At 71.4% G+C, this 22,952-nt stretch carries 17 protein-coding genes; 8 read left to right on the top strand and 9 right to left on the bottom strand.

Going from position 1 to position 22,952, the window contains the following annotated elements:
* Positions 1-5: 5 nt before the first annotated feature.
* Complete coding sequence (gene glgB / locus ACW62_RS15990) at positions 6-1,886, bottom strand: 1,4-alpha-glucan branching protein GlgB (RefSeq protein ID WP_083459816.1); 1,881 nt, start codon at positions 1,884-1,886, stop codon at positions 6-8.
* A 353-nt stretch (positions 1,887-2,239) separates the two neighbouring features.
* Here glgB and ACW62_RS15985 point away from each other — a divergent pair, with 353 nt between their 5' ends.
* Positions 2,240-3,259 (top strand): hypothetical protein, encoded by a 1,020-nt coding sequence (locus ACW62_RS15985; RefSeq protein ID WP_157574793.1) that lies wholly within the window; start codon positions 2,240-2,242, stop codon positions 3,257-3,259.
* A 46-nt stretch (positions 3,260-3,305) separates the two neighbouring features.
* Here the strand turns inward: ACW62_RS15985 and ACW62_RS15980 are convergent, their stop codons facing one another.
* The 5 genes from ACW62_RS15980 to ACW62_RS15960 form a co-directional block, all read right to left on the bottom strand.
* Complete coding sequence (locus ACW62_RS15980; protein ID WP_157574792.1) at positions 3,306-3,578, bottom strand: hypothetical protein; 273 nt, start codon at positions 3,576-3,578, stop codon at positions 3,306-3,308.
* 9 nt (positions 3,579-3,587) lie between these two features.
* Entirely contained in the window at positions 3,588-5,600 is a 2,013-nt protein-coding gene (locus ACW62_RS15975) for a hypothetical protein (RefSeq protein WP_053205102.1), read from the bottom strand.
* Between the two features lie 47 nt (positions 5,601-5,647).
* Positions 5,648-7,045 (bottom strand): maltokinase N-terminal cap-like domain-containing protein, encoded by a 1,398-nt coding sequence (locus ACW62_RS15970; protein ID WP_205629386.1) that lies wholly within the window; start codon positions 7,043-7,045, stop codon positions 5,648-5,650.
* Positions 7,042-8,742 (bottom strand): maltose alpha-D-glucosyltransferase, encoded by a 1,701-nt coding sequence (gene treS, locus ACW62_RS15965; protein WP_083459834.1) that lies wholly within the window; start codon positions 8,740-8,742, stop codon positions 7,042-7,044. The genes ACW62_RS15970 and treS overlap by 4 nt, the downstream gene beginning before the upstream one ends.
* Before the next feature lie 135 nt (positions 8,743-8,877).
* Complete coding sequence (locus tag ACW62_RS15960; protein WP_053205100.1) at positions 8,878-9,546, bottom strand: DUF305 domain-containing protein; 669 nt, start codon at positions 9,544-9,546, stop codon at positions 8,878-8,880.
* 194 nt (positions 9,547-9,740) lie between these two features.
* On the opposite strand from ACW62_RS15960, the gene ACW62_RS15955 reads away from it, so the two are divergent.
* From ACW62_RS15955 to ACW62_RS15945, 3 genes are all read left to right on the top strand, one after another.
* Positions 9,741-11,249 (top strand): LVIVD repeat-containing protein, encoded by a 1,509-nt coding sequence (locus ACW62_RS15955; RefSeq protein ID WP_083459815.1) that lies wholly within the window; start codon positions 9,741-9,743, stop codon positions 11,247-11,249.
* A 93-nt stretch (positions 11,250-11,342) separates the two neighbouring features.
* Positions 11,343-13,892 (top strand): alpha-glucan family phosphorylase, encoded by a 2,550-nt coding sequence (glgP, locus tag ACW62_RS15950; RefSeq protein WP_053205099.1) that lies wholly within the window; start codon positions 11,343-11,345, stop codon positions 13,890-13,892.
* Positions 13,893-14,009: 117 nt separating this feature from the next.
* The gene (locus ACW62_RS15945; protein WP_157574791.1) at positions 14,010-15,002 is read left to right on the top strand and encodes a PDDEXK family nuclease; all 993 of its coding nucleotides are present in this window, start codon (positions 14,010-14,012) and stop codon (positions 15,000-15,002) included.
* Between the two features lie 39 nt (positions 15,003-15,041).
* On the opposite strand, the gene ACW62_RS15940 is transcribed toward ACW62_RS15945, so the two are convergent.
* Together ACW62_RS15940 and glgX are read right to left on the bottom strand one after the other, a co-directional pair.
* The gene (locus ACW62_RS15940; protein WP_053205097.1) at positions 15,042-15,575 is read right to left on the bottom strand and encodes a COG4315 family predicted lipoprotein; all 534 of its coding nucleotides are present in this window, start codon (positions 15,573-15,575) and stop codon (positions 15,042-15,044) included.
* Positions 15,576-15,607: 32 nt separating this feature from the next.
* On the bottom strand, positions 15,608-17,758 hold the full coding sequence (glgX, locus tag ACW62_RS15935; protein ID WP_053205096.1) for a glycogen debranching protein GlgX: 2,151 nt from the start codon (positions 17,756-17,758) through the stop codon (positions 15,608-15,610).
* 66 nt (positions 17,759-17,824) lie between these two features.
* Here glgX and ACW62_RS15930 point away from each other — a divergent pair, with 66 nt between their 5' ends.
* A complete protein-coding gene (locus tag ACW62_RS15930) occupies positions 17,825-18,604 on the top strand; it encodes an enoyl-CoA hydratase/isomerase family protein (RefSeq protein WP_053205095.1) in 780 nt (259 codons plus the stop codon).
* A complete protein-coding gene (locus ACW62_RS15925) occupies positions 18,604-19,554 on the top strand; it encodes a class I SAM-dependent methyltransferase (RefSeq protein WP_053205094.1) in 951 nt (316 codons plus the stop codon). Before ACW62_RS15930 ends, ACW62_RS15925 begins: the two co-directional genes overlap by 1 nt.
* A 168-nt stretch (positions 19,555-19,722) precedes the next feature.
* Here ACW62_RS15925 and ACW62_RS15920 read toward each other — a convergent pair whose 3' ends face one another.
* A complete protein-coding gene (locus ACW62_RS15920; RefSeq protein ID WP_053205093.1) occupies positions 19,723-20,286 on the bottom strand; it encodes a GNAT family N-acetyltransferase in 564 nt (187 codons plus the stop codon).
* Between the two features lie 67 nt (positions 20,287-20,353).
* Between ACW62_RS15920 and ACW62_RS15915 the strand changes: the two genes are divergently transcribed.
* Together ACW62_RS15915 and ACW62_RS15910 are read left to right on the top strand one after the other, a co-directional pair.
* Positions 20,354-21,046, top strand: a complete 693-nt coding sequence (locus tag ACW62_RS15915) for an acyltransferase (RefSeq protein WP_053205092.1) — start codon at positions 20,354-20,356, stop codon at positions 21,044-21,046.
* Between the two features lie 318 nt (positions 21,047-21,364).
* On the top strand, positions 21,365-22,952 hold a 1,588-nt coding region (locus ACW62_RS15910; protein ID WP_053205091.1), incomplete at its 3' end, for a choice-of-anchor G family protein.

Genomic DNA, 22,952 nt, shown 5'->3' with positions numbered 1-22,952 from the left:
ACCCATCACGTCCCCGCGCCGGAGGGGCGGAGCCAGAGCGTGCCGAGCGGTGGCACCCGCAGCCGGGCGGAGGCGGGCCGGCCGTGCCAGGGCTCGTCGACGGCGACGACCTCGCCGAGGTTGCCGACGTCCGACCCGCCGTAGAGCGAGGCGTCGGTGTTCAGCACCTCCTGCCACGGTCCCGCGTGCGGCAGCCCCAGCCGGTAGCCCTCGTGTGGCCGCGCGTTGAAGTTCGCGACGCACACCAGCAGCTCGCCGCCGGGGCCGTGGCGCAGGAACGAGAACACGTTGCCGGTGGCGTCGTTGGCGTCGATCCACTCGAAGCCGGCCGGGTCGGAGTCGAGCGCCCACAGCTCCGGCGCCGCCCGGTAGGCCCGGTTGAGGTCGGCGACCAGCCGCTGCACACCCGCGTGCGCCGGGCGGTCGAGCAGCCACCACTCGAGCTCGCGGCCCTCGGCCCACTCCGTCTCCTGGGCCAGCTCGCCGCCCATGAACAGCAGCTGCTTGCCCGGGTGCGCCCACATGTAGGCGTAGAACGCGCGCAGGGTGGCCAGCTGCTGCCACCGGTCGCCGGGCAGCTTGCCGAGCAGCGACCCCTTCCCGTGCACGACCTCGTCGTGGGAGAGGGGGAGGACGAAGTTCTCGCTGAACGCGTACATCATCGAGAACGTCAGCTGATGGTGGTGGTACTGCCGGTGGATCGGGTCGCGGGACAGGTAGGCCAGCGAATCGTGCATCCAGCCCATGTTCCACTTCAGCCCGAACCCGAGGCCGCCGAGATGGGTGGGACGGGTGACGCCGGGCCAGGCGGTGGACTCTTCGGCGACGGAGACGATGCCCGGCACCGACCGGTACGCGGTGGCGTTGGTCTCCTGCAGGAACGCGATGGCGTCGAGGTTCTCGCGGCCGCCGTGCGCGTTCGGCAGCCACGCGCCGTCTGCCCTTGAGTAGTCGAGGTACAGCATGGACGCGACGGCGTCGACGCGCAGGCCGTCGATGTGGTACTCGGTCAGCCAGTACAGGGCGTTGGCGACGAGGAAGTTGCGCACCTCGGGACGGCCGAAGTCGAAGACGTAGGTGCCCCAGTCGGGGTGCTCGCCGCGGCGCGGGTCGGGGTGCTCGTAGAGCGGGGTGCCGTCGAACCGGGCCAGCGCCCAGTCGTCGCGCGGGAAGTGCGCCGGCACCCAGTCGAGCAGCACGCCGATGCCGGCCCGGTGCAGGGTGTCGACGAGGAACTTGAAGTCGTCGGGGTGGCCGAACCGTGCCGTCGGCGCGTAGTACGACGTGACCTGGTAGCCCCACGATCCGCCGAACGGGTGCTCGGCGACCGGCAGCAGCTCGACGTGCGTGAAGCCCAGCTCCGTGACGTACGACGCCAGCTCGACGGCCAGCTCGCGGTACGTGCGGCCGCGCCGCCACGACCCCAGGTGCACCTCGTACACCGACATCGGGTGCGCGTGCGCCGACGTGGGCCGGCCCGCCAGCCACACCTCGTCGTTCCACTCGTAGCGCGACTCGTGCACGATCGACGCCTGCGCCGGCGGCACCTCGGTGCGGAACGCCATCGGGTCGGCCTTGTCGCGCCAACTGCCGTCGGCGCCGTGCACCTTGAACTTGTACAGCGCGCCGTCGCCGACGCCCGGCACGAACAGCGCCCACACGCCGCCGCCCACGCGGGCCATGGTGTGCCGTCCGCCGTCCCAGCCGTTGAACTCGCCGGCCACCTGCACCAGCCGAGCGTTCGGCGCCCACACGGTGAACGCGGTGCCCGCGACGCCGTCGAAGGTGGTGACCCGGGCTCCCAGCACGTCCCAGAGCCGCTCGTGCCGGCCCTCACCGATGAGGTGGAGGTCGACCTCACCCAGGAGTCGCCGCGCGTCGATCATCCGCCGAGCCTATCGGCCTCGCGGGTCAGTACAGGCGACCCATGATCACTTCGGACACGCGGGCAGCGGCGAGCTCGGCGGCCGGCCCGAGTCGTTCCAGGCAGCCGACTCCCGCTATCGAAGACGGCTCCGGGAGTCGAGGACGGCCCAGTACCGCCAACGGTGGCCGGCGCGTCCCTTTGCGCGATCCCCAACGCCACTGTGTGAGTTCACTGCGTCGGGTGGGGTGAATCACTGTTGCTCTGGCAACAGCGACGCCACCCGGCACGCACAGTGATCCCACCCAGTGATCTCGCCCCGGTGGCGCGCCGGGGTGGGCCTGTCGGCCGCCGGGCCCGGTAGCGTTGGGCCTCGTGCGAGCTGTGAGAGTGACGGCGATCCTGGCCGCGGTCCTGCTGACGGCGGCGGCCTGCGACGGCGGTGGCGGTGGTGGCGACGACGACGACCCCAGCCCGACGCCGTCGGGGCTGCCCGCGCTCCAGGACGGCCGGCTCACCAGGATCATGGGCGACGGCAGCGGCGACCCCCTGACCGAGGCGCAGGCCGTCCCGGACACCCGGCTCGAGCAGCCGGTCTTCCTCGTGCCGGGTTCCGGCGGCGACCTCGTCGGCAGCCAGTGGCGGCGCGGCCTGTTCGGGCTCTCGTCCGACGGCCTCGCCCGGCCGCTGACCGACGACGACGGCGACCCGTGGTCGGTGCCGGTGACGGCGCTGGCCGGCGCCGACGGCCTGCTCGCGCTGGTCGACGACAACGCCGAGGCCCGGCTGGGCACCATCGGCCTCGACGACGGCGAGTTCACCGAGGTGGCGACGCTGACCGACCAGGTCGAGAACGTCCCCGTCTCCGCTCTGCTCGACCTCCCCGACGGCGTCCAGGTGCAGTGGGCGGGCACCTGGTGGACGGTCGAGGGCGGCGTCGACGACCCCACCGGGGTGGAGCAGGTGGAGCCGCCGGTCGAGGGCGTCATCGCCAGCGCCCGCACCGCCACCGGAGTCACGGTCCTCACCGCGACCGATCTGGTGGTGCTGGACGAGTCGCTGACCGAGACCGGCCGCACGCCCTGGGCGATCCCCGCCGAGCTGGCCGGGCAGAGTGTCACGGCCGTCACCGGCGACGGCGGCGACGGGCTCTTCGTCGGCACCGGCGTCCCCGGCAGCCGCGGCGGCGCCGTCCTGCACGTCAGCGCCGACGGTGTCGACGTGCTGGCCGCCGGAGCAGCGTCCGGCGACGGTCCCGACTGCGACAACGCCGACGTCGCCGCGACGGACGCCCGGCTGGGCTACGTGGCCGGGCTGACGGTGTGGCAGGACCGCCTGATCGTGCTCGACGACCTCTGCAGCAGCGTGCTGCAGCTGCCGCTGCCCGCCGTCTGACACCGGCGCGCCCGCCGCCGGACCGATCCGGCGGCGGGCGGGAACGTCAGTTCGCGCCGGTCCCCGCGCTCTCGGCCTGCCACTTGGAGGCGTTGTCGCGGCACTGCTGGATGGCCTCGTCGAGCGGCGTGCCGAGGCTGTTGGTCGCCTCGGTGGCGAAGCCGTCGAAGTCGGTCTCCCAGCTGGTGGCCTGGGGACCCTTCCACGTCTCGGCGCCGAGGAGGTCGCGGACGGCCTGGATGGCCTCCTCGATGTCGGTCGCCGCACCGCGGACGACCCCCATCGATTCACTGCATTCCTGCACGTACGGAATGGGCATGGCGGGCTCCTACTTCGGTTCCGAGAAGCGGTCGTCGTTGGGGGCGAACACGGTGGTGGCGTCGCGGAAGCCGTCGGGCGCGCCGTTGGCGATGTTCGCGTACTCGGCCGGCAGGCTGCTCCACCACCGGTTGAACTCGGCCCACTCCTGGTCGTTGCTCGGCGCGATCTTGCCGTCGTGCACGTACGACGCGTCGGCCGGCGGCGCGTAGACCCCCGAGTTCATGAAGCCCTGCGCGACGTAGGTGCGCATGTCGGCGATGTCGGTGGTCATCTGGTACTGGATGTCGCTCTCGACCTGCTGCGTGCCGTCGGTCGGGAACAGGTTCTCCTTCTGCGAGCCGCCGATGGCGGTGGCCACCGAGCGCATGAAGTCGGCCGACTCGCCGGCGATCGGGATGGCCTCGAGGAAGTCCTTGGTGACGTCGAAGTAGATCTGGTTCTGCTTGTTCGCGGCGTCGCGCGCCTCGGCCTCGGTGAAGTCCTGGTCGGCGAAGGCGACCGACACCATGCCGTTGAGGAACCCGAACTGGCGCAGCAGGTCGGGGTTGTCGGACTGGTTGGTCGACAACAGCTGGGCCGACACCTCCATCTGTGCCTGGACGGCGCCCCGGAAGGCCCCCGCGGCCTCCGGGTCGGTCATGAACGCCTTCATGAAGCCGTTCATGACGACGGTGTTGGTGGAGACGTAGAAGCCGTTGCCGTCGCGGACCACCTCGTTGATGGTCGCGTTGGGCTCACCGGTCGAGGCGGCCATGTCGGGCGCGTACGTGGACCCGACGACCGCCATCGCCTCGGCCAGCGACGACGGCAACTGCGGGAGCTGCTCCTTGTCGTAATCGTCGCGGTCGCGCTTGCTGAGTTCGTAACCGGCCTGGAAGATGTTCGCCGCCGCCTGCGCGGACTCCTGGCCCTCCTCCGGGCCGCGGTCCTGGGTGGCCGCGATCAGCACCGTCGCCGCCGGGCCGCTGTCGTCGTGCTGGACCGCGCCGGGCGACTGCCAGTCGTAGTCGACCAGCCGCTGGGCGTTCTCGAGGCCGTCGTCGCCGCTGAGCAGCTGCCGGCTGGCCTCCGGGTTCTCCCCGGTGCGGTTCAGGATGGAGTTGACGGGGTCGAACTGCTGCATCAACTCCATGCCGTTGGCGGCGTCCTCGGCATTGTTGTCGAGGTAGTCGACGTCGATGCCGATGCGGGTCCACCAGTCGTCGTCGTTCTGGACGTACCCGCCGGGCACGTAGCCGCCGGCGGTGGTCATCGGCGCGCTGTAATGCGGCCGCGGCGGGTCGTTGTCCTCGCGCCACTGCAGGGCGTTGTCGGCGACGGTGCGCAGGAACGCCGAACCGTACTGGTCGCCGCCCGGCCCGTACATCATCATGATGCCGTTCTGGAGCGTGTTGTCGACCGAGCTCAGCGGGTCGAGCGCGCCCTCGGTGAGCGTGACCTCGCCGGTCTCGGAGAACCGGCTCACCGCCGCGACGCCGGTGGCGAACAGCCGCAGCCGGTTCTGGTTCTTGTCCGACGGCGGCACGCCCTGCTCGGCGATCTGCCGGTTCATCGTGGTGATGACCTCGGCGCCGCCGTTGTTGTAGAACGCCTGCAGATAGGCGGGATCGTCGGCGTGCGCCTCCATGGCCTCGGCGGCCTCGCGCTGCGCCTCGTCGCGAATGGTCGCGTCTTCGCTGTTCATCGCCAAGGAGAGGTCGCGCGCGTCCTGGGCGCCCTCTTCGGCGAGGTCCTGCTGGGTGACGTCCCACGGCACGGCGTACAGCCTGTTGCCCGGCGTGGAGTACGCCGGTTGGTTGGCGGCGGTGGTGGCGAGGTCGGCGCGGTCGAACATCGGCCCCCACTGGTTGTCGAGCCAGTCGGCCAGCGCGTCCAGTTTCGCCCCGCTGAACGACCCGTCCCAGCCGCTGATGCCATCGACGATGGTAGGGGTCTTCTCACGCACGGTGCCCGCAGCCGCCTGCAGCTTGCGAGCGAGATCACGCAACCGGTCCGGGTGGACGGACACGTACTCCGTCATCCACGCTCCTTCGAGGTCAGGTGCCCGGAGAAGAGGGTACCCCGGAGCTAGCCGGAGCGCGCCAGCCGTTCCACCGCGGCCAGTGGGATCGGCAGCCAGCTGGGCCGTCGCCGGGCTTCGAAGACCACCTCGTAGACCGCGGTGTCGGTCTCGTAGGCGGTCAGCAGCTCCGGCTCGTCGCGCGGGTCGAGGACCGCCGCCGACGCGTAGCCGTTGCAGAACGCCTCGCTGTTGCGCTGCGTCCACTCGTGCGCGCGGTAGGCCAGCTGGTCGTGCGCGGGGTCGTCCGGCGGGTGGTCGGTGATCAGCAGGTGCCGGGCCGCGTAGTCGAACGAGCGCAGCAGTTGCGCGACGTCGCGGACGGGGGAGTGCATGGCCCTGCGCTCGGCCGCAGGCGCCATCAGCTCGCCCTCGAAGTCGATCAGCTTCCAGCCCAGCACGGTGCGCAGCACCTGCCCCAGGTGGTAGCCGCCGTGGACGCGCTGGACGGCGACCGCGTCGGTGTGCTCGCGCAGCACGTCGTAGTGCGACCGCAGCCCGGCGGCGAACGGCTCCAGCTCGGGCACCGTCGCGACGGCGGTGTCGAGCCGGCGGGCCATCGCGTCGGCCAGCTGGTTCAGGCCGGACGGCGCCATAGTGCCGGTGGGCAGCACCTCGGCCAGCGTCTCGTGCACCCGCGCCGTCGCCATGCCCAGGCGGTACGACTCGGCCGCGAAGTCGCCGCCCACCTCGTCGGCGTGCAGGTCGCCCTCGGCGTAGAGGTCGCGCACGCTCGCGGTGGCCAGCGCCCAGCCGTCGGACGCCGTGGTCAGGAAGCCGCGCAGCATCGCCAGGCTGCCCGATACCGGCCCGTCGGCGCCGGGCCAGTCGCCGTCGACCCAGCCCAGGAAGGGCGCGACCAGCGTGGAGCCGGCGTCGGTGAGCGCCTCGTTCAGCTCGACGTCGGGGTTCAGGCCCGGGTCGACCCGGCGGAACACCTTGAGCAGTGCCGCGTTGCCGTAGGCCAGGCTGGTGTTGTGGTGCTCGCCGGGCAGCACCAGCGACGGCTCGCCGTACGGCACCTCGACGTCGGGCTTGACGTGGAAGCGCAGCCCCGCCGTTGCGGGCGCGTCGGCGGCGAAGTGGTCCAGCAGCGCCGCCGTCGCCTCCTTGTCGTGCAGCGCGTCGTAGACGTGGCCGTCGGCGGTGTGGCCGAGGTGGACGTGGTCGAGGCGCTCGGCGCGCTGGCTGTGCACCGACAACGGCACCTGGTAGACGTCGGCGCCGTCGGCGTGCGTGACCTCGGCCAGCAGGTGCCACACCCGCGGCTCGCCGTCGTGCAGCAGCGTGGCCGCCACCGGGCGGACCCCGAGCGGCGCGGACCGTGCGCCGGTGAACCAGTGCTGGTGCGGCAGCCACTCGGGCAGCAGCGCCACCGCCTCGGACAACCGTTCGTCGACCGTCACGGCATCGACTCCTCCGGCAGCCGGGCCAGCCGGAACCAGTAGAACCCGTGCGAGCCGAGCGTCAGCAGGTACGGCAGCTCGCCGATGGCGGGGAACCGCACGCTGCCGATCAGCTCGACCGGCTGCATGCCCTCGTACTGGCGCAGGTCCAGCTCGACCGGCTGCGGGAACCGGGACAGGTTGTTGACGCACAGCACGATGTCGTCGCCGAACGTGCGCACGTAGGTGAGCACCGTCGGGTTCGACCCGCCGAGGTCGACGAAGTCGCCCAGGCCGAACGCCGGGTTCTGCTTGCGCACCTCGACCATGCGCTGGGTCCAGTGCAGCAGCGACGACTTGTTCGCCAGCTGCGACTCGACGTTGGTGACCTGGTAGCCGTAGACGGCGTCCATGACGACCGGGAGGTCCAGCCGGCCCGGGTCGGCGGTGGAGAAGCCGGCGTTGCGGTCGGGCGTCCACTGCATGGGGGTGCGGACGGCGTCGCGGTCGCCCAGCCAGATGTTGTCGCCCATGCCGATCTCGTCGCCGTAGTAGAGCACCGGCGAGCCGGGCAGCGACAGCAGCAGCGCGTTGAACAGCCGCATCTGGTTCATGTCGTTCTCGAGCAGCGGCGCCAGTCGCCGGCGGATGCCCAGGTTGGCCTTCATCCGCGGGTCCTTCGCGTACTCGGACCACATGTAGTCGCGTTCCTCGTCGGTGACCATCTCGAGCGTCAGCTCGTCGTGGTTGCGCAGGAACACGCCCCACTGGCAGCCGGACGGGATCTGCGGCGTCTGCGCCATGATCTCGCTGATCGGGTAGCGCGACTCGCGCCGCACCGCCATGAAGATGCGCGGCATGACGGGGAAGTTGAACGCCATGTGGCACTCGTCGCCGCCGACCTCGGGGTCGCCGAAGTACTCGACCATCTCGCTGGGCCACTGGTTGGCCTCGCACAGCAGCACGGTGTCGGGGAACTCGTCGTCCATCACCTTGCGCACCTTCTTCAGGAAGGCGTGCGTCTCGGGCAGGCTCTCGCCGTTGGTGCCCTCCTTCTCGTAGAGGTACGTGACGGCGTCGAGCCGGAAGCCGTCGACCCCCAGGCGCAGCCAGAACCGGACGACGTCGAGCATCGCCTCGTGCACGGCCGGGTTCTCGAAGTTGAGGTCGGGCTGGTGACTGAAGAAGCGGTGCCAGAAGTACTGCCGGCGCACCGGGTCGTAGGTCCAGTTGGACGTCTCGGTGTCGTTGAAGATGATCCGGACGTCCGGGTAGCCGGTGTCGTCGTCGGCCCACACGTAGAAGTCGCCGTAGGGGCCGTCGGGGTCCTCGCGGGAGGCCTGGAACCACGCGTGCTGGTCGCTGGTGTGGTTCATGACGAGGTCGGTCATGACCCGCATGCCCCGGCTGTGCGCGGCGTCGACGAACTGGGAGAAGTCCTCCAGCGTGCCGAACTCGGGCGCGACGTCCATGTAGGCGGCGACGTCGTACCCGCCGTCGCGCAGCGGCGACGGGAAGAACGGCGGCAGCCACAGGCAGTCGACGCCCAGCCACTGCAGGTAGTCGAGCTTGCGGGTGAGCCCCTGGAGGTCGCCGATGCCGTCGCCCTGGGAGTCGTAGAACGACCGCACCAGGACCTCGTAGAAGACGGCACGCTTGAACCATTCGGGGTCGGTGCCGCGGGCGGGCAGGACCCAGCCCTGCTGCGTCTCGCTCATGGCCGGCACCATTCGATGGTAGAGGCGGTACGCACGTTACCTCTCGTGACGACGTGTCGATGCGGGCGTCGGCCCGCCCGCTGAGCCATTCTTCATACCCACCTCGATGCGGGCAAACCGCCTCGTCCGGGGTGTTCAGAGGCTGTCCAGGATCTCCCGCATGCGGTCGATCTCGATGCCCTGCTCGACGCTCACGTCACTCGCCATCTCCAGCACGAGCTGGTTGACGCCGCCGTTCAGCTCGGCGGCGGCCATGTCGATGGCGCCGGCGTGGTGCTGGCTCATGTAGGTGAGGAACAACTCGTCGAACTCCGCGCCGCTGATGTTGCCCAGCTGCTCCAGCTGCAGCGGCGTGATCATGCCGGGCAGGCCGTGGTCGTGCTCGGTGCCGGCGGCCGGTACCGGCAGCTCCCGCTCCGTCAGCCAGCCCTCCAGGACGGCGATCTCCGGGCCCTGCGCGGCGATGATCCGGTCGGCGACCAGCAGGACGCGCTCGTCCTGCGCACGGTCCACGGCCAGCTCGGCCATCGTGACGGCCTGACGGTGGTGCGGGATCATCTGCTCGACGAACCGGACGTCGGTCTCGCTGTGGCCGCCGTCGACGATCTCGACGTCCTCGCCCGGCTCGATCACGTCCGCCGTCTCGCCCGGGCGGCCCGGCTGGATCACCCGCGAGTCGGCGGTCACGGTGGACGTGCTCGGCGCGGCGCCGCGGCCACCGTCGTCGTCGCCGCTGCAACCGGCCAGCGCGAGCAGGGCGGCGACCATCGCCGCCGTCGTGGTGCCGAGGGTCGCGCGGCGCATCGTTCCTCCAGCCGGCCGGGGACGGATCGGGCCAGCGTACGGCCGAATCCGCGCCAGCCGAAGAGTGTCAGGAACCGGACACGTCGAGGTTTCGCAGGATTGTGACAGAAGTATGGCCAATCTGGTTGATTGCCGTTATTGTGCGGCCCTGACCTTGATCGGCCCCGTCCTCTCTACCCCGGTGAGGTGTGCGCATGATCGGACATCGATGGAGAAGGAGGGCGGCCGGTCTATCCGTGGTCGCCCTGGTGAGCAGCGGCCTGGCCCTCGGCGCCATCGGGACCTCCGCCGCCGACGACGGTGAGCTCCTGCGGGACTCGTCCGGCGAGGAATGTGCCAACGCCGAAGCGCTCGAGGGCGCCGGCGACAACTTCGAGGAGAACTGCCTCACCGAGGCCGAGATCGCGGACGCCCAGGCGGCGTCGGACATCCTGCCGGTCGGCGGCGTCGCCAGTTCCCCGAACATGAGCCTGGAGACGAACCTGCCGAAGGGCGGCGCGTTCAGCGCCGAGGGCGCGTTCAACTCCGACCTGGCGTTCCAGGGCACGTACGCGTTCGCCGGCAACTACGAGGGCTTCACGGTCTACGACATCCGCAACCCGCGCAAGCCCCAGCTGGTGTCGCAGGTGCTCTGCCCCGGCTCGCAGAACGACATCTCCGTCTACGGCGACCTGCTCTTCCTGTCCACCGACTCCCGCTGGACCGACGACTCGTGCAGCGCGACGAACCTGCCGAGCGTCGGCGACACGGCCGGCCGGGACTACTGGGAGGGCATGAAGATCTTCGACATCAGCGACCCGCGCAACCCGCACTACGTCTCGTCCGTCGAGACCACGTGCGGTTCGCACACGCACACGCTGGTGCCGGGTGACGACAGCGTCTACATCTACGTCTCGTCGTACGGCCCGAACAGCGGACTGGCCGACTGCCAGCCGCCGCACGACAAGATCTCGATCATCGACGTCCCGCTGGACGACCCGGAGTCGGCGCACGTCGCGGCCGAGCCGGTGCTCTTCCCGGACGCCGCCAACCAGGGCCGCAACACCAGCGGCTGCCACGACATCACCGCCTACCCGGACCTCGGCCTGGCCGCCGGCGCATGCATGGGTGACGGCATCGTCATGGACATCACCGACCCGCTCGACCCGGTGATCCTCGACCAGGTGCGCGACGCGAACTTCGCCTTCTGGCACTCGGCGACGTTCAACAACGACGGCACGTCGATCATCTTCACCGACGAGCTGGGCGGTGGCGGCGGTCCCACCTGCAACCCGACCATCGGACCGGTCCGCGGCGCCAACGCCATCTACACGTGGGACGGCGACTCGCTGGAGTTCGCGTCGTACTACAAGATCCCGCGCGAGCAGGCGAACACGGAGAACTGCGTGGCGCACAACGGCTCGCTGATCCCGGTGCCGGGCAAGGACATCTTCGTCCAGGCGTGGTACCAGGGCGGCATCTCGGTGTTCGACTTCACCGACCCGTACAACCCGACCGAGATCGCCTGGTTCGACCGCGGACCGCTCGACGCCGACCGGCTGATCCTCGGCGGCGCGTGGTCGACGTACTACTACAACGGCTACGTCTACTCCAACGAGATCCAGCGCGGCTTCGACGTCTTCAACATCAGGGACCCGAGGGTCGCGCTGGCCAAGGGCAACCGGTACGACGAGTTCAATCCTCAGACGCAACCGGTGTACTGAGGTTCCGAACGGCACGAGCGGACGGCGGCCAGGTCGCCGTCCGCTGGTCCGCCGGTAAGGCCCATGTAACAGTCAGGCACTAGCGTTATCCGCGTGCGTGCGATCCGACGACTCATGGTCCGAACCGTCCTCCCCGAGCCGCTGGCCGCGCTCGGCGAACTCGTCACGAATCTGCGGTGGTCGTGGCACCAGCCGACGCAGGAGCTGTTCGCGGCCGTCGACCCGGAGCTGTGGGCCGAGGTCGGGCACGACCCCGTGCGGCTGCTCGGTGAGGTGCGGCCGGAGCGGCTGGCCGAGCTGGCCGCCGACCCCGCGTTCCTGGGGCTGGTCCAGGCAGCCCACGACGACCTCCAGCAGTACCTGACCGAGGCGCGCTGGTACCAGGACCACGACGGCGCCGCGCCGCGCGGCGTCGCGTACTTCTCGCCCGAGTTCGGCATCACCCGCGTGCTGCCGCAGTACTCCGGCGGCCTGGGCATCCTGGCCGGCGACCACCTGAAGGCGGCCAGCGACCTCGGTGTGCCGATCATCGGCGTCGGGCTGCTGTACCGGCACGGGTATTTCGTGCAGTCGCTGTCGCGCGAGGGCTGGCAGCAGGAGCGGTACCCCGTCGTCGACCCCGACAACCTGCCGCTGGTGCGGCTGCGCGAGGCCGACGGCACGCCGGCGCAGGTCACCGTCGGCATGCCGGGCGGGCGGGTGCTGACGGCGGCCGTCTGGGTGGCGCAGGTCGGCCGGGTGCCGCTGCTGCTGCTCGACTCCTACATCGACGACAACGGCCCGGTCGAGCGCGACGTCACCGACCGGTTGTACGGCGGCAGCCGCGAGCACCGGCTGCTGCAGGAGATGCTGCTGGGCGTCGGCGGCGTGCGGGCGGTCCGCGCGTACTGCCGCATCACCGGCGCGCCGGCGCCGGAGGTGTTCCACACCAACGAGGGGCACGCCGGCTTCCTCGGCCTCGAGCGCATCCGCGAGCTGGTCGAGGAGCGCGGGCTGACGTACGAGGCGGCGCTCGAGTTCACCCGGGCCGGCACCGTGTTCACCACGCACACGCCGGTGCCCGCCGGCATCGACCGCTTCCCCGTCGACCTCGTGAAGCAGCACTTCGGCGGCGACAACGCCAGCCCGAGCCTGTCCGTCGAGCAGATCCTGGCGCTTGGCGCCGAGGACTACGAGGGCGGCGACCCGTCCTTCTTCAACATGGCCGTCATGGGGCTGCGGCTGGCCGCCCGCGCCAACGGCGTCAGCACCCTGCACGGCGAGGTCAGCCGCGGCATGTTCGCCGGGCTGTGGCCGTCGTTCGACGAGCGCGAGGTGCCGATCAGCTCGATCACCAACGGCGTGCACGCGCCGACGTGGGTGGCGCCGGAGATCCTGCGGCTGGAGGAGAAGGCCGTCGCCGGCGGCGGCTGGACGGCCGCCACGGCCACCGTCTCCGACGCCGACCTGTGGTCGGCGAAGCGGACGTTGCGGGCCCGGCTGGTCGCGTCGGCCCGGCGGCGGCTGCGCGACTCCTGGCACGGCCGCGGCTCCGGCGCCGCCGAACTGGGCTGGATCGACGACGTCCTCGACCCCGGCGTCCTCACCATCGGGTTCGCCCGCCGGGTGCCGTCGTACAAGCGGCTCACGCTGATGCTGCGCGACCCCGCCCGGCTCAAGGCGCTGCTGCTGCACCCGGAGCGTCCGGTCCAGTTCGTCATCGCCGGCAAGGCGCACCCGGCCGACGACGGCGGCAAGCGGATGATCCAGGAGATGGTCCGCTTCGCCGACGACCCCGAGATCCGGCACCGCATCGTGTTCCTGCCCGACTACGGCATCGGCATGGCGCAGGACCTCTACCCCGGCTGCGACGTGTGGCTGAACAACCCGCTGCGCCCGTACGAGGCGTGCGGCACGTCCGGCATGAAGGCGGCGCTCAACGCCGGGTTGAACCTGTCCATCCGCGACGGCTGGTGGGACGAGTGGTCCGACGGCGTCAACGGCTGGGACATCCCGTCCGCCGAGGGCGTCGACGACCCGTCCTACCGCGACGAGCTCGAGGCGACGGCGCTCTACGAGCTGCTGGAGAACGAGATCGCGCCCCGCTTCTACGACGTCGACGGCGAGGACGTCCCGCGCCGCTGGGTCGACCAGCTGCGCCACACCCTCACCACGCTCGGCCCGAAGGTGCAGGCCACCCGCATGGTCCGCGACTACGTCGAGCAGCTGTACCGGCCGGCGGCGCAGGCCAGCCGCTCCCTGAACGCCGACTTCGACGGCGCGGTCTCGCTGGCGGACTGGAAGGAGCAGGTCCGCGCCGCCTGGCCGCACGTCCGCGTCGGCCACGTCGAGACCACCACCGCCGACACCTTCGAGCGCGGCCAGACGCTGCGGCTGCACGCCTTCGTCACCCTCGGCCCGCTCACCCCCGACGACGTCGACGTCCAGGTCGTCCACGGCCCGGTCGACGACGCCGACACGCTGCGCGAACCCGCCGTCACGCCGATGACGCTGAGCGAGCGGCAGGACGACGGCGCCTACCGCTTCGACGGCGAGGTCGAGCTCGACCGCACCGGCGCGTTCGGCTACACCGTCCGCGTCGTCCCCCACCACCCCCTGCTCTCGGATGGCAGCGAGCTGGGTTTGGCTGCGCTGCCGGAGTGATGGTTGAGGGATCCGGGTCGCCCTGGCAACCCGGATCCCTCAACCATCTTCGGGCGTTGTCCACAGATCGCCCGAGCCCACTTCCGCCGGCCCGCAGCGTGGAGCAGGCTCGCTCGTGTGGCTCGCGTGAACGTGTTCCGGATCGCCGCCGCGCAGGACGGGTTGATCACCCGGACCCAGGCGCTGGCGGCGGGCATGTCGATCGGTGCGCTGCGGCATGCCGTCCGGCCGGGCGGGCCCTGGCAGCGCGTCGTGCCCGGTGTCTACGCGACCTTCACCGGTCCGCTGCAGGACATCCACCGGCTTCGCACCGCGGAACTCGTCGTCGGCGCCGGGGGCATGGTCACGGGTCCGTGGGCGTGCCGGTGGTGGGGGCTGCGGTATGGGCCTGATCCGACGGCGACGGTGGATGCCCTGCTGGACTACCGGCACGATCGCGGGAACGTGGGCTTTGTCCGGGTCATCCGTACCTCGCACCTGCCCGAGCCGAGGCGGTGCATCGACGACGCACGGTTCCGGGAACTGCGCCGCTCGGGGCCGCCGCTCGAGCTGGTCCTCGATGGGATGGTACCGAGCGCCGGCGTGGTCGTTCTGGCGCCGCCGGCGCGCGCCGTGGTGGACACAGTCGTCCATGCCCGGCGGCCGCTGGCATTGCGCGACGCCCGGGCACTCATGTGTGAAGTGGTCCAGCGCCGTCGCGCGACGGTGGCCGAGCTGCGGACCGAGGTGGACGCCGCGCCGCGGCGCGGCGGCGCCCTGGCCCGGCAAGGGATCAAGGACATCGAGGCCGGCTGCCGGTCGGCGCCGGAGTGCGAGCTACGGGACCTCGTGCTCACCAGCCGGCTGCTGCCTGAACCGCGGTGGAACCAGGTGCTGCCGGGCCACCGAGGGATCGTGCCGGACGCCTGCTGGCCGCAGGCCCGGCTGGTGGTCGAGGTCGACTCGCAGAGCTTCCACGGTTTCGGCGACGCGCCCCGGCGCACCGAGGAGCGACGGGCACGCTACGCAGCGCTGGGCTGGCGGGTGCTGCCGGTGTCGCCGACGCGGCTGCGCGGCGAGCCACAGGCGGTGCTGCGGGAGATCGAGGCCGCGTACCTCGCCGGTGGTTGAGGGATCCGGGTCGCTCTGGCTACCCGGATCCCGCAACCATCAGTAGGTGTAGCCGCCGCCGGTGTCGGAGCTGGACGGGGCGGAGCCGTCGGTGGTGACGGCGTGCCACACGAAGTGGGTGCCCTGGAAGTCGTCCTCGAAGCCGTCGCCGGTGAAGGAGCCGGGCCCGGAGTCCTCGGAGAAGGTGTACAGCGGCTTGCCGTCGAGGGTGAGTTGCTGCGAGCCGTCCGGGCGGTCGGCCACGGCGAAGGTGCCGGACACGCCGGACACCCCGGACGGTACGTCGGACGAGGTGGCGGCGACCGGCGGCCAGAAGTCCTCGCAGCCGTCGACGCAGTGAATGGTGCCGTCGGCCTCGGCGTCGGTCGTGTAGAGCGTGTTGCCGTCGGCGTCGGTGAGGACGGTGCCGAAGTCCGAGATCTCCAGGGTTCCGACGATCCCGTCCGTCGTCTGGGTAGCGGTGTCGCCGGACGACGAGTCGTCCGAGCCGCAGGCGCTCAGTGCGAGCAGGGCCGCCGCGGCCACGCCGATCAGGCGGAGCCGCCGGGACCCGGTGTGCAGCGAAGTGTTCATATCAGTGGTACGGCCGAACCGGCCGCGGGGATTCAGTCGATCACGCGCAGCAGCAGACAGGACCGCCCGGTCAGCCGCACCCGGCCGGCCGCGCGGTGCCGCCGGCCCTCGGCCGTGGCCGCGGCGGTGTCGAGCACCACCTCGTACGACGCCGCCCAGAACCGGCCGGGCAGCCGCACGTCGATGGGGTCGGCGCCGGCGTGGACGTACAGCAGGAACGACTCGTCCAGGATCGGCTCGCCGCGCACGCCGCGTGACCGGATGCCCTCGCCGTTCAGGTACATGCCGAGCGTGCGCAGTGACCCGTCGTGCCACTCGGCCTCGGTCATCTCCGCACCCGACGGGGCGAACCACGCGATGTCCTTGCGGCCGCCGTCGACGACCGGCACGCCCTCGAAGAACCGGCGCTGCCGCACGACGGGGTGGGCACGGCGGAACCGCAGCAGCCGGCGGACGTGCTCGAGCAGCTCCGGGTGCTCGGCGGCCAGCGACCAGTCGATCCAGCTGACCTCGTTGTCCTGGCAGTACGCGTTGTTGTTGCCGCGCTGCGTGCGCCCGCCCTCGTCGCCGGAGAGCAGCATGGGCACGCCGGTCGACAGCAGCATCGTGGTCAGCATGTTCTTCACCTGACGCAGCCGCAGCTCGCGCAGCGCCGGGTCCGGCGGCACCGGGTCGCCCTCGACCCCGTGGTTCCAGGACCGGTTGTCGTCCGTCCCGTCGCGGTTCTCCTCGCCGTTGGCCTCGTTGTGCTTGCGGTCGTAGGAGACGAGGTCGCGCATGGTGAAGCCGTCGTGCGCGGTGACGTAGTTGATGGACGCGTACGGGCGGCGGCGGTCGTCGGCGTACAGGTCGGACGAGCCGGAGAGCCGGAACGCGAGGTCGCGGACGCCGGCCGCGGCGCCGCGCCAGTGGTCGCGGACGGAGTCGCGGTAGCGGTCGTTCCACTCGGTCCACAGGTGCGGGAACTCGCCGACCTGGTAGCCGCCGGGCCCGACGTCCCACGGCTCGGCGATCAGCTTCACCTCGCGCAGCACCGGGTCCTGCCCGATGACCGTCATGAACGAGCCGAGCATGTCGACGTCGTGCATCGAGCGGGCCAGCGCCGACGCGAGGTCGAAGCGGAACCCGTCGACGTGCATCTCGCCGACCCAGTACCGCAGCGAGTCCATGACCAGCCCGAGCACCTGCGGGTGCGCGACCCGGAAGGTGTTGCCGGTGCCGGTGTAGTCGAGGTAGCGGGACGGGTCCGCCGGGTCGACGTGGTAGTACGCCTCGTTCGCGATGCCGCGGTAGGCCAGCGTCGGGCCGCCGTCGCCCTGCTCGGCCGTGTGGTTGTAGACGACGTCGAGGATCACCTCGAGCCCGGCCTCGTGCAGCGCGCGGACCATCGCCTTGAACTCGTCGACCTGCTCGCCCCGGGTGCCCGCCGACGAGTACGCGTTGTGCGGCGCGAAGAACGCCAGCGTGTTGTAGCCCCAGTAGTTCAGCGAGCCGCGTTGCAGGAAGTCGGGCTCGCTGACGTACTGGTGGACGGGCAGCAGCTCGACGGTCGTGATGCCGAGGCTGGTGAGGTACTCGATGGCCGCGGGGTGGGCCAGCCCGGCGTAGGTGCCGCGCAGTTCGGCGGGGACGTCCGGGTGGCGCATGGTGAAGCCGCGCACGTGCGTCTCGTAGAGGACGGTCTCGGCCCACGGCACCCGCGGCGGGGCGTCGCCGCGCCAGTCGAACGGGTGGTGGTCGACGACGACGGACTTCGGGACGTACGGGGCGGAGTCGCGGTCGTCGCGCACGTGGTGGTCGCCGCCCTCGTCCATGGACGGACGGACGTGGCCGTAGAGGGCCGGGTGCGCGGTCAGCGCGCCGTCGACGGCGCGGGCGTACGGGTCGGTGAGCAGCTTCGCCGGGTTGAAGCGGCGGCCGGTGGCCGGGTCCCACGGGCCGTGCACCCGGAATCCGTACCGCTGGCCGGGCCGCACCCCGGGGACCGCGCCGTGCCAGATGTCGAACGTCCGGTTGGGCAGCACCAGCCGCGTCTCGGCGTCGTCCTCGTCGAACAGGCAGACCTCGACCCGCTCGGCGTCGGGGGCCCACAGGGCGAAGTTCGTGGCCGCCACGTCGTAGGTGGCTCCGAGCGGGGTCCAGTGACCGGGCCAAGGCTCCATCGCGACATCCACGCGGGGCATTGTTTCTCATGGTTGCGGCAAGAACCTCTTCCACCAGGTGACGAGCCCGCCGGGTACGGTGCCGGGATGAGCGAAAACGTGGTGCGACTGGAGGTCGCGGACGGCGTCGGGACGATCCGGCTGGACCGTCCGCCGATGAACGCCCTGGACGCCGCCATGCAGGACGGCCTGCTGGCGGCCGCCGTCGAGGCGACGTCGCGCCGGGACGTGCGCGCCGTCGTCGTCTACGGCGGCGAGAAGGTGTTCGCGGCCGGCGCGGACATCAAGGAGATGGCCGGCTGGACCTACACCGACATGGTCGACCGGTCGGTCGAGCTGCAGGCCGCGTTCACCGCCATCGCCCGCATCCCGAAGCCGACCGTCGCCGCCGTCACCGGGTACGCGCTGGGCGGCGGCTGTGAGCTGACGCTCGCCTGCGACCTGCGCTTCGCCGCGGCCGACGCGAAGCTGGGCCAGCCGGAGATCCTGCTCGGGCTGATCCCCGGCGCCGGCGGCACCCAGCGGCTGGCCCGGCTGATCGGCCCGTCGAAGGCGAAGGACCTCATCTACACCGGGCGCATGGTCGGCGCCGACGAGGCGCTGGCGATCGGGCTGGTCGACCGCGTCGTGGACGGCGACGTGTACGCGGCCGCCGTCAAGTGGGCGGCGCGGTTCGCGACGGGCCCGGCGTATGCGCTGCGGGCGGCCAAGGAGGCCATCGACCGCGGGGTGTCCACCGACCTCGACACCGGGCTGGAGATCGAGCGGCACCTGTTCGCCGGGCTGTTCGCGACCGAGGACCGCACGACCGGGATGCGCTCGTTCATCGAGAACGGCCCTGGCAAGGCCGCGTTCGAGGGCCGCTGATGAGCGGGAACGCGCGGCCGCCGGCGTCGGCGGAGGACGTCGAGCGGGCCTGGAACGACACCAAGCTGGCCCAGGTGCTCTACCACGATTGGGAGGCGCAGACCTACGACGACAAGTGGTCGATCTCGTTCGACGAGCGCTGCGTCTCCTACGCGCGCGACCGGTTCACCGCCGCCGCGGGCGCGGACGGCTGGCCGTACGAGCGGGCGCTGGAGATCGGCGCCGGCACCGGGTTCTTCTCGCTGAACCTGCGCCAGGCCGGCGTGCTCGACGACGTCACCGTCACCGACATCTCGCCGGGCATGGTCGAGGCGGCCCGGCGCAACGCCCGCGGGCTCGGCTTCGAGATCGCCGGCGAGGTGGCCGACGCCGAGCGGCTGCCGTTCGACGACGAGACCTTTGACGTCGTCGTCGGGCACGCCGTCATCCACCACCTGCCCGACGTCGAGCAGGCGTTCCGCGAGATGCTGCGGGTGCTGCGGCCCGGCGGGCGGGTCGTCATCTGCGGCGAGCCGACGAAGTACGGCGACCGCGTCGCCCGGGCGCTGTCGCGGGCCACCTGGTGGACGGCGACGCGGGCCACCCGGCTGCCCGGGCTGCGCGGGTCGTGGTCGCGGCCGCAGGAGGAGCTGGACGAGTCGTCCCGCGCGGCCGCGCTGGAGTCCGTCGTCGACCTGCACACGTTCGACCCCGGCGCGCTGACGGCGCTGGTCACCCGGGCAGGGTTCACCCACACCCGGGCCGTCACCGAGGAGCTGACGGCGGCCTGGTTCGGCTGGCCGGTGCGCACGTTCGAGCACGCCGTCAACCCCGACCGGCTCGGCTGGGGCTGGGCGATGTTCGCGTACAAGAGCTGGCTGCGGCTGTCGGCGGCCGACCGCGTGCTGGCCCGGGTGGTGCCGAGCGAGCTGTTCTACAACGTGTCGGTCACGGCGGTCCGGCCGGAGTAGCTCGCCGCCGGGCGCCGGTGAGGCCGCACGAGGCGCTGGTGCTCTGCCGTCGCATCTGGTGGCAGACCTCGATCGCGCGATGGTGCTCTGCGGTCACATCCGACGGCAGACCTCGATCGCGCGATGGTGCTCTGCGGTCACATCCGACGGCAGAGCACCAGCGGCTCGTCACGCTGCTGCCGACGCGCCCAGTTCCTCCGGGAGCCGGTCCGGCGGCGAGCGCAGCGACAGCCGCATCGCGTCGTAGCCGTCCGACCGCTCCAGCCGGGTGCGGCCGTGCCTGGCCAGCGTCGTGCGGTACCAGCGGTTGCCGGGCAGCCCGACGGTGTAGACCTCGTGGTAGCCGACCAGCCGGGCCATGTCGACCAGGTGGTCCAGCAGTGTCGCGCCGAGACCGGCCCGCTGCCAGCGGTCCTCAACGACGACGGCCAGCTCGCCGGCGCCGCCGGCGTCGCCGTCGTCGCGGCCGAGGTTGGCGAGCGCCACCACCGCCCGGTTCGGCGCCACGGCCACCAGCGCGATCTCGGTGCCGACGAGCTGGGCGAGGAACCGCCCGGTCATCGGCGGGACGGAGTGGTAGCGGTGCCGGACGGTCTCGGTGGAGCAGCGCAGGTGCATCGCGCTGACGTCACCGGCGTCGCGCGCCGTGGCGGCCCGGACGGTGACCGAGCGCCCGTCGCGGAGCCGGGTCGTGACGCCGGAGCCGGAGAACAGGTGAGCCGAGTCCTTCATACCGGCCAGGCTCCGCCCCGGGTGTTTCGCGGCCGTCTCCGCGCCGTAACGGGCTGATCAGGCCGTCATGACATACCGTGAGGCGGTGCCGTTCCGCCGTCCCCGCGCCCCCCGGCAGGCGCGCTACCTGACGCCGTCGTCGCTGCGGTGGGTGCTGCGGCACCGGGCGTGGACGTGGTGGTACCTGGTCAGGTACGCGCGGCTGCTGCGGCTGCGGCTGCTGCACCCCGAGGTGGTCACCGAGGGCATGGTGTTCCTCGGCCGGCGCGCGCGGGTCTCCGGCCGGCGCGGGTACGGGCGCGTGCTGCTCGGCCGGTGGGTGCACATCGGCGACGGCACCCGGCTCAGCGCGCACGAGGGGACGCTGCGGGTCGGCGACAAGGCCGTCCTCGGGTCGTCGTCGACCGTCACCTGCTACCTGGACATCGAGATCGGCGCCCGGACGCTGCTGGCCGACTGGGTGTACGTCACCGACTTCGACCACCGCTTCGACGACCTCGCGACGCCGGTCAAGGACCAGGGGATCGTCAAGTCGCCGGTGCGGATCGGGCCGGACTGCTGGCTCGGGGTCAAGGTGACGGTGCTCCGCGGCGCCGTCGTCGGGCGTGGCTGCGTGCTCGCCGCGCACGCCGTCGTCCGGGGGACCATCCCCGATCTGGCCGTCGCCGGGGGAGTTCCCGCGCGAATTCTCAAGCACCGCGGGAATCCGGCGGTTCCCGTAGAAAAAGGCCAGGACGATTGTCCGGATCGGCGGAATTGACGCCGGTCTGTCGGTCGTGATCCGTCCCTTTTTCTCCGCTAAGAATAGTTCGAGAGCATTTCGCGTCTGGGGACGAGTAATTCATCAATTCTGAAGGTCAATCGCCTTGTCGGGACAGTAATATCGCACTGTCAGCAGGCCGGTCCTCGACCTAGGTCGCGCCCTTTGTTCCGCGCGTTCGACGCGGACGGCGCGGAGGCAACGTCCCCGACCACAAGGAGAGCAGGAATGACTTCCTGGGAAAGACATCGCCGGCGCCGGGTAGCGGCTTCGCTCCTGGCAGCCGGAGTAGCCCCGGTAGTCGCCGTCGGTGCATGGTTGGTTCCTGCATCGGCAGCCGAGGGTGACGAGTCCCGTTCGGCCGCGCGATTCCTCAGCGGCGAGATCCTCGGGACGGACCTCGACGCCGTCGCCGAACTGGCCGGCGTGGAGGTCGAGAACCTCGGCACACCCGACCCGGTCACCGAGGCGAACCCGCTCGACCTCACCATCCTCGACACCCTCAACGTGACGGTCCCCGGCGGCGTGCAACTGGCGCTGAGCGACCTCCTCCAGTTGGGCGCCGTCAACCAGTGGGCGTCGGCGGAGGACGGCGGCGCCTCGCACGCCGCCACCGGTGCGGTCGCCGACAACGGCGGCGTCGGCACCGGCACCGAGGCCGGGTTCCCCGGCAACGCGACGTTCGATCTCACCGACGTGCTCGGCGAGGCCCTCACCGACCTCGTCGCCGACCTCGAGCTGGAGCTCGGCGCCATCTCGTCGGAGGCGCACCTGGCGCCGTCCGGTGAGGAGTTCGAGGTCACCCGCGACTACGAGATCGCCGGCGGTCAGCTGAAGCTGACTCTTCCCCTGCTCGCCGATCTCCTGCCGCAGGTCCAGGACGCCGTCGCCACCGTCGACGACGTCGTCAACGGGCTGGCCGGGCCCGAGGGCACCATCGCCCAGACCCTCTCGACCGTCGAGGGGCTGCTCAACCTGCTGGCTGTCGCCGGCGTCGAGAACCCCGACATCACGGTGTCGCTGGAGACCGACCTCGCCGGCGCGGTCGAGGAGCTGCTGGCCACGCCGCTGGGCGAGGGCACCGGCGTCGAGCTGAACCTGGCCGAGGGCACGCTGGTCGTCGACCTGGATACGCTGGCCGGCGGCCTGAACGACCAGGCGCCGAACACCGAGCTGCTCAGCCCCGAGGTGATCTCGCAGCTGGCGGAGACGATCGGCAACCTGCTGGACACGCTGGTCACGGACATCGTCGACACGGTCGAGAACGCGTTGAACGCGGCGACGCTGGACGTGAAGATCTACGCCGAGGTCGGCGGGCTGCTGCCGGGCACGCTGGACCTGCAGCTCACCGGCACCCTGGGTGACGTGCTCACCGGCGAGGCGGCGTTCGTCAACAACAGCACGGGTGTTGTCGTCGGCCTGATCTCGGCGCTGATCGCGCCCGTGCTCGACACGCTGATCAGCACGGTCGGCGGCGTGATCGAGGACGCGGTGTTCGCCGAGGGCGGCCCGCTGACCACGCTCGGCGAGACCGTCGCCGGCCTGGTCAGCTCGCTGGCGGAGTCTCTGACCCCGGTCGGCGACCTGCTCGCGTCGATCCTGTCGATCAAGCTCAACATCCAGGACGACCAGGAGGCGCCGGTCAGCGCCCAGGCGCGGGCGTCGGACGGTCCGTACAGCGTGGCCGCCATCGAGGTGACGGCGCTCCCCGACGCCCCGGCGGCGGTGCTCACCCTCGCCGAGTCGACCGTTGGTCCCAACACCACCGCTGATGACGGTGGCGAGACCGAGGTCGAGGTGGACGGCACTGAGGTGGACGGCACTGAGGTGGACGGGACCGAGGTGGACGGGACCGAGGTGGACGGCACTGAGGTGGACGGCACTGAGGTGGACGGGACCGAGGTGG

It is taken from the genome of Jiangella muralis (genome assembly GCF_001270745.1).
Classification (GTDB): domain Bacteria; phylum Actinomycetota; class Actinomycetes; order Jiangellales; family Jiangellaceae; genus Jiangella; species Jiangella muralis.
The sequence above is the reverse complement of the archived record's forward strand: the minus strand, read 5'-3'. Positions and strand labels throughout refer to the sequence as shown.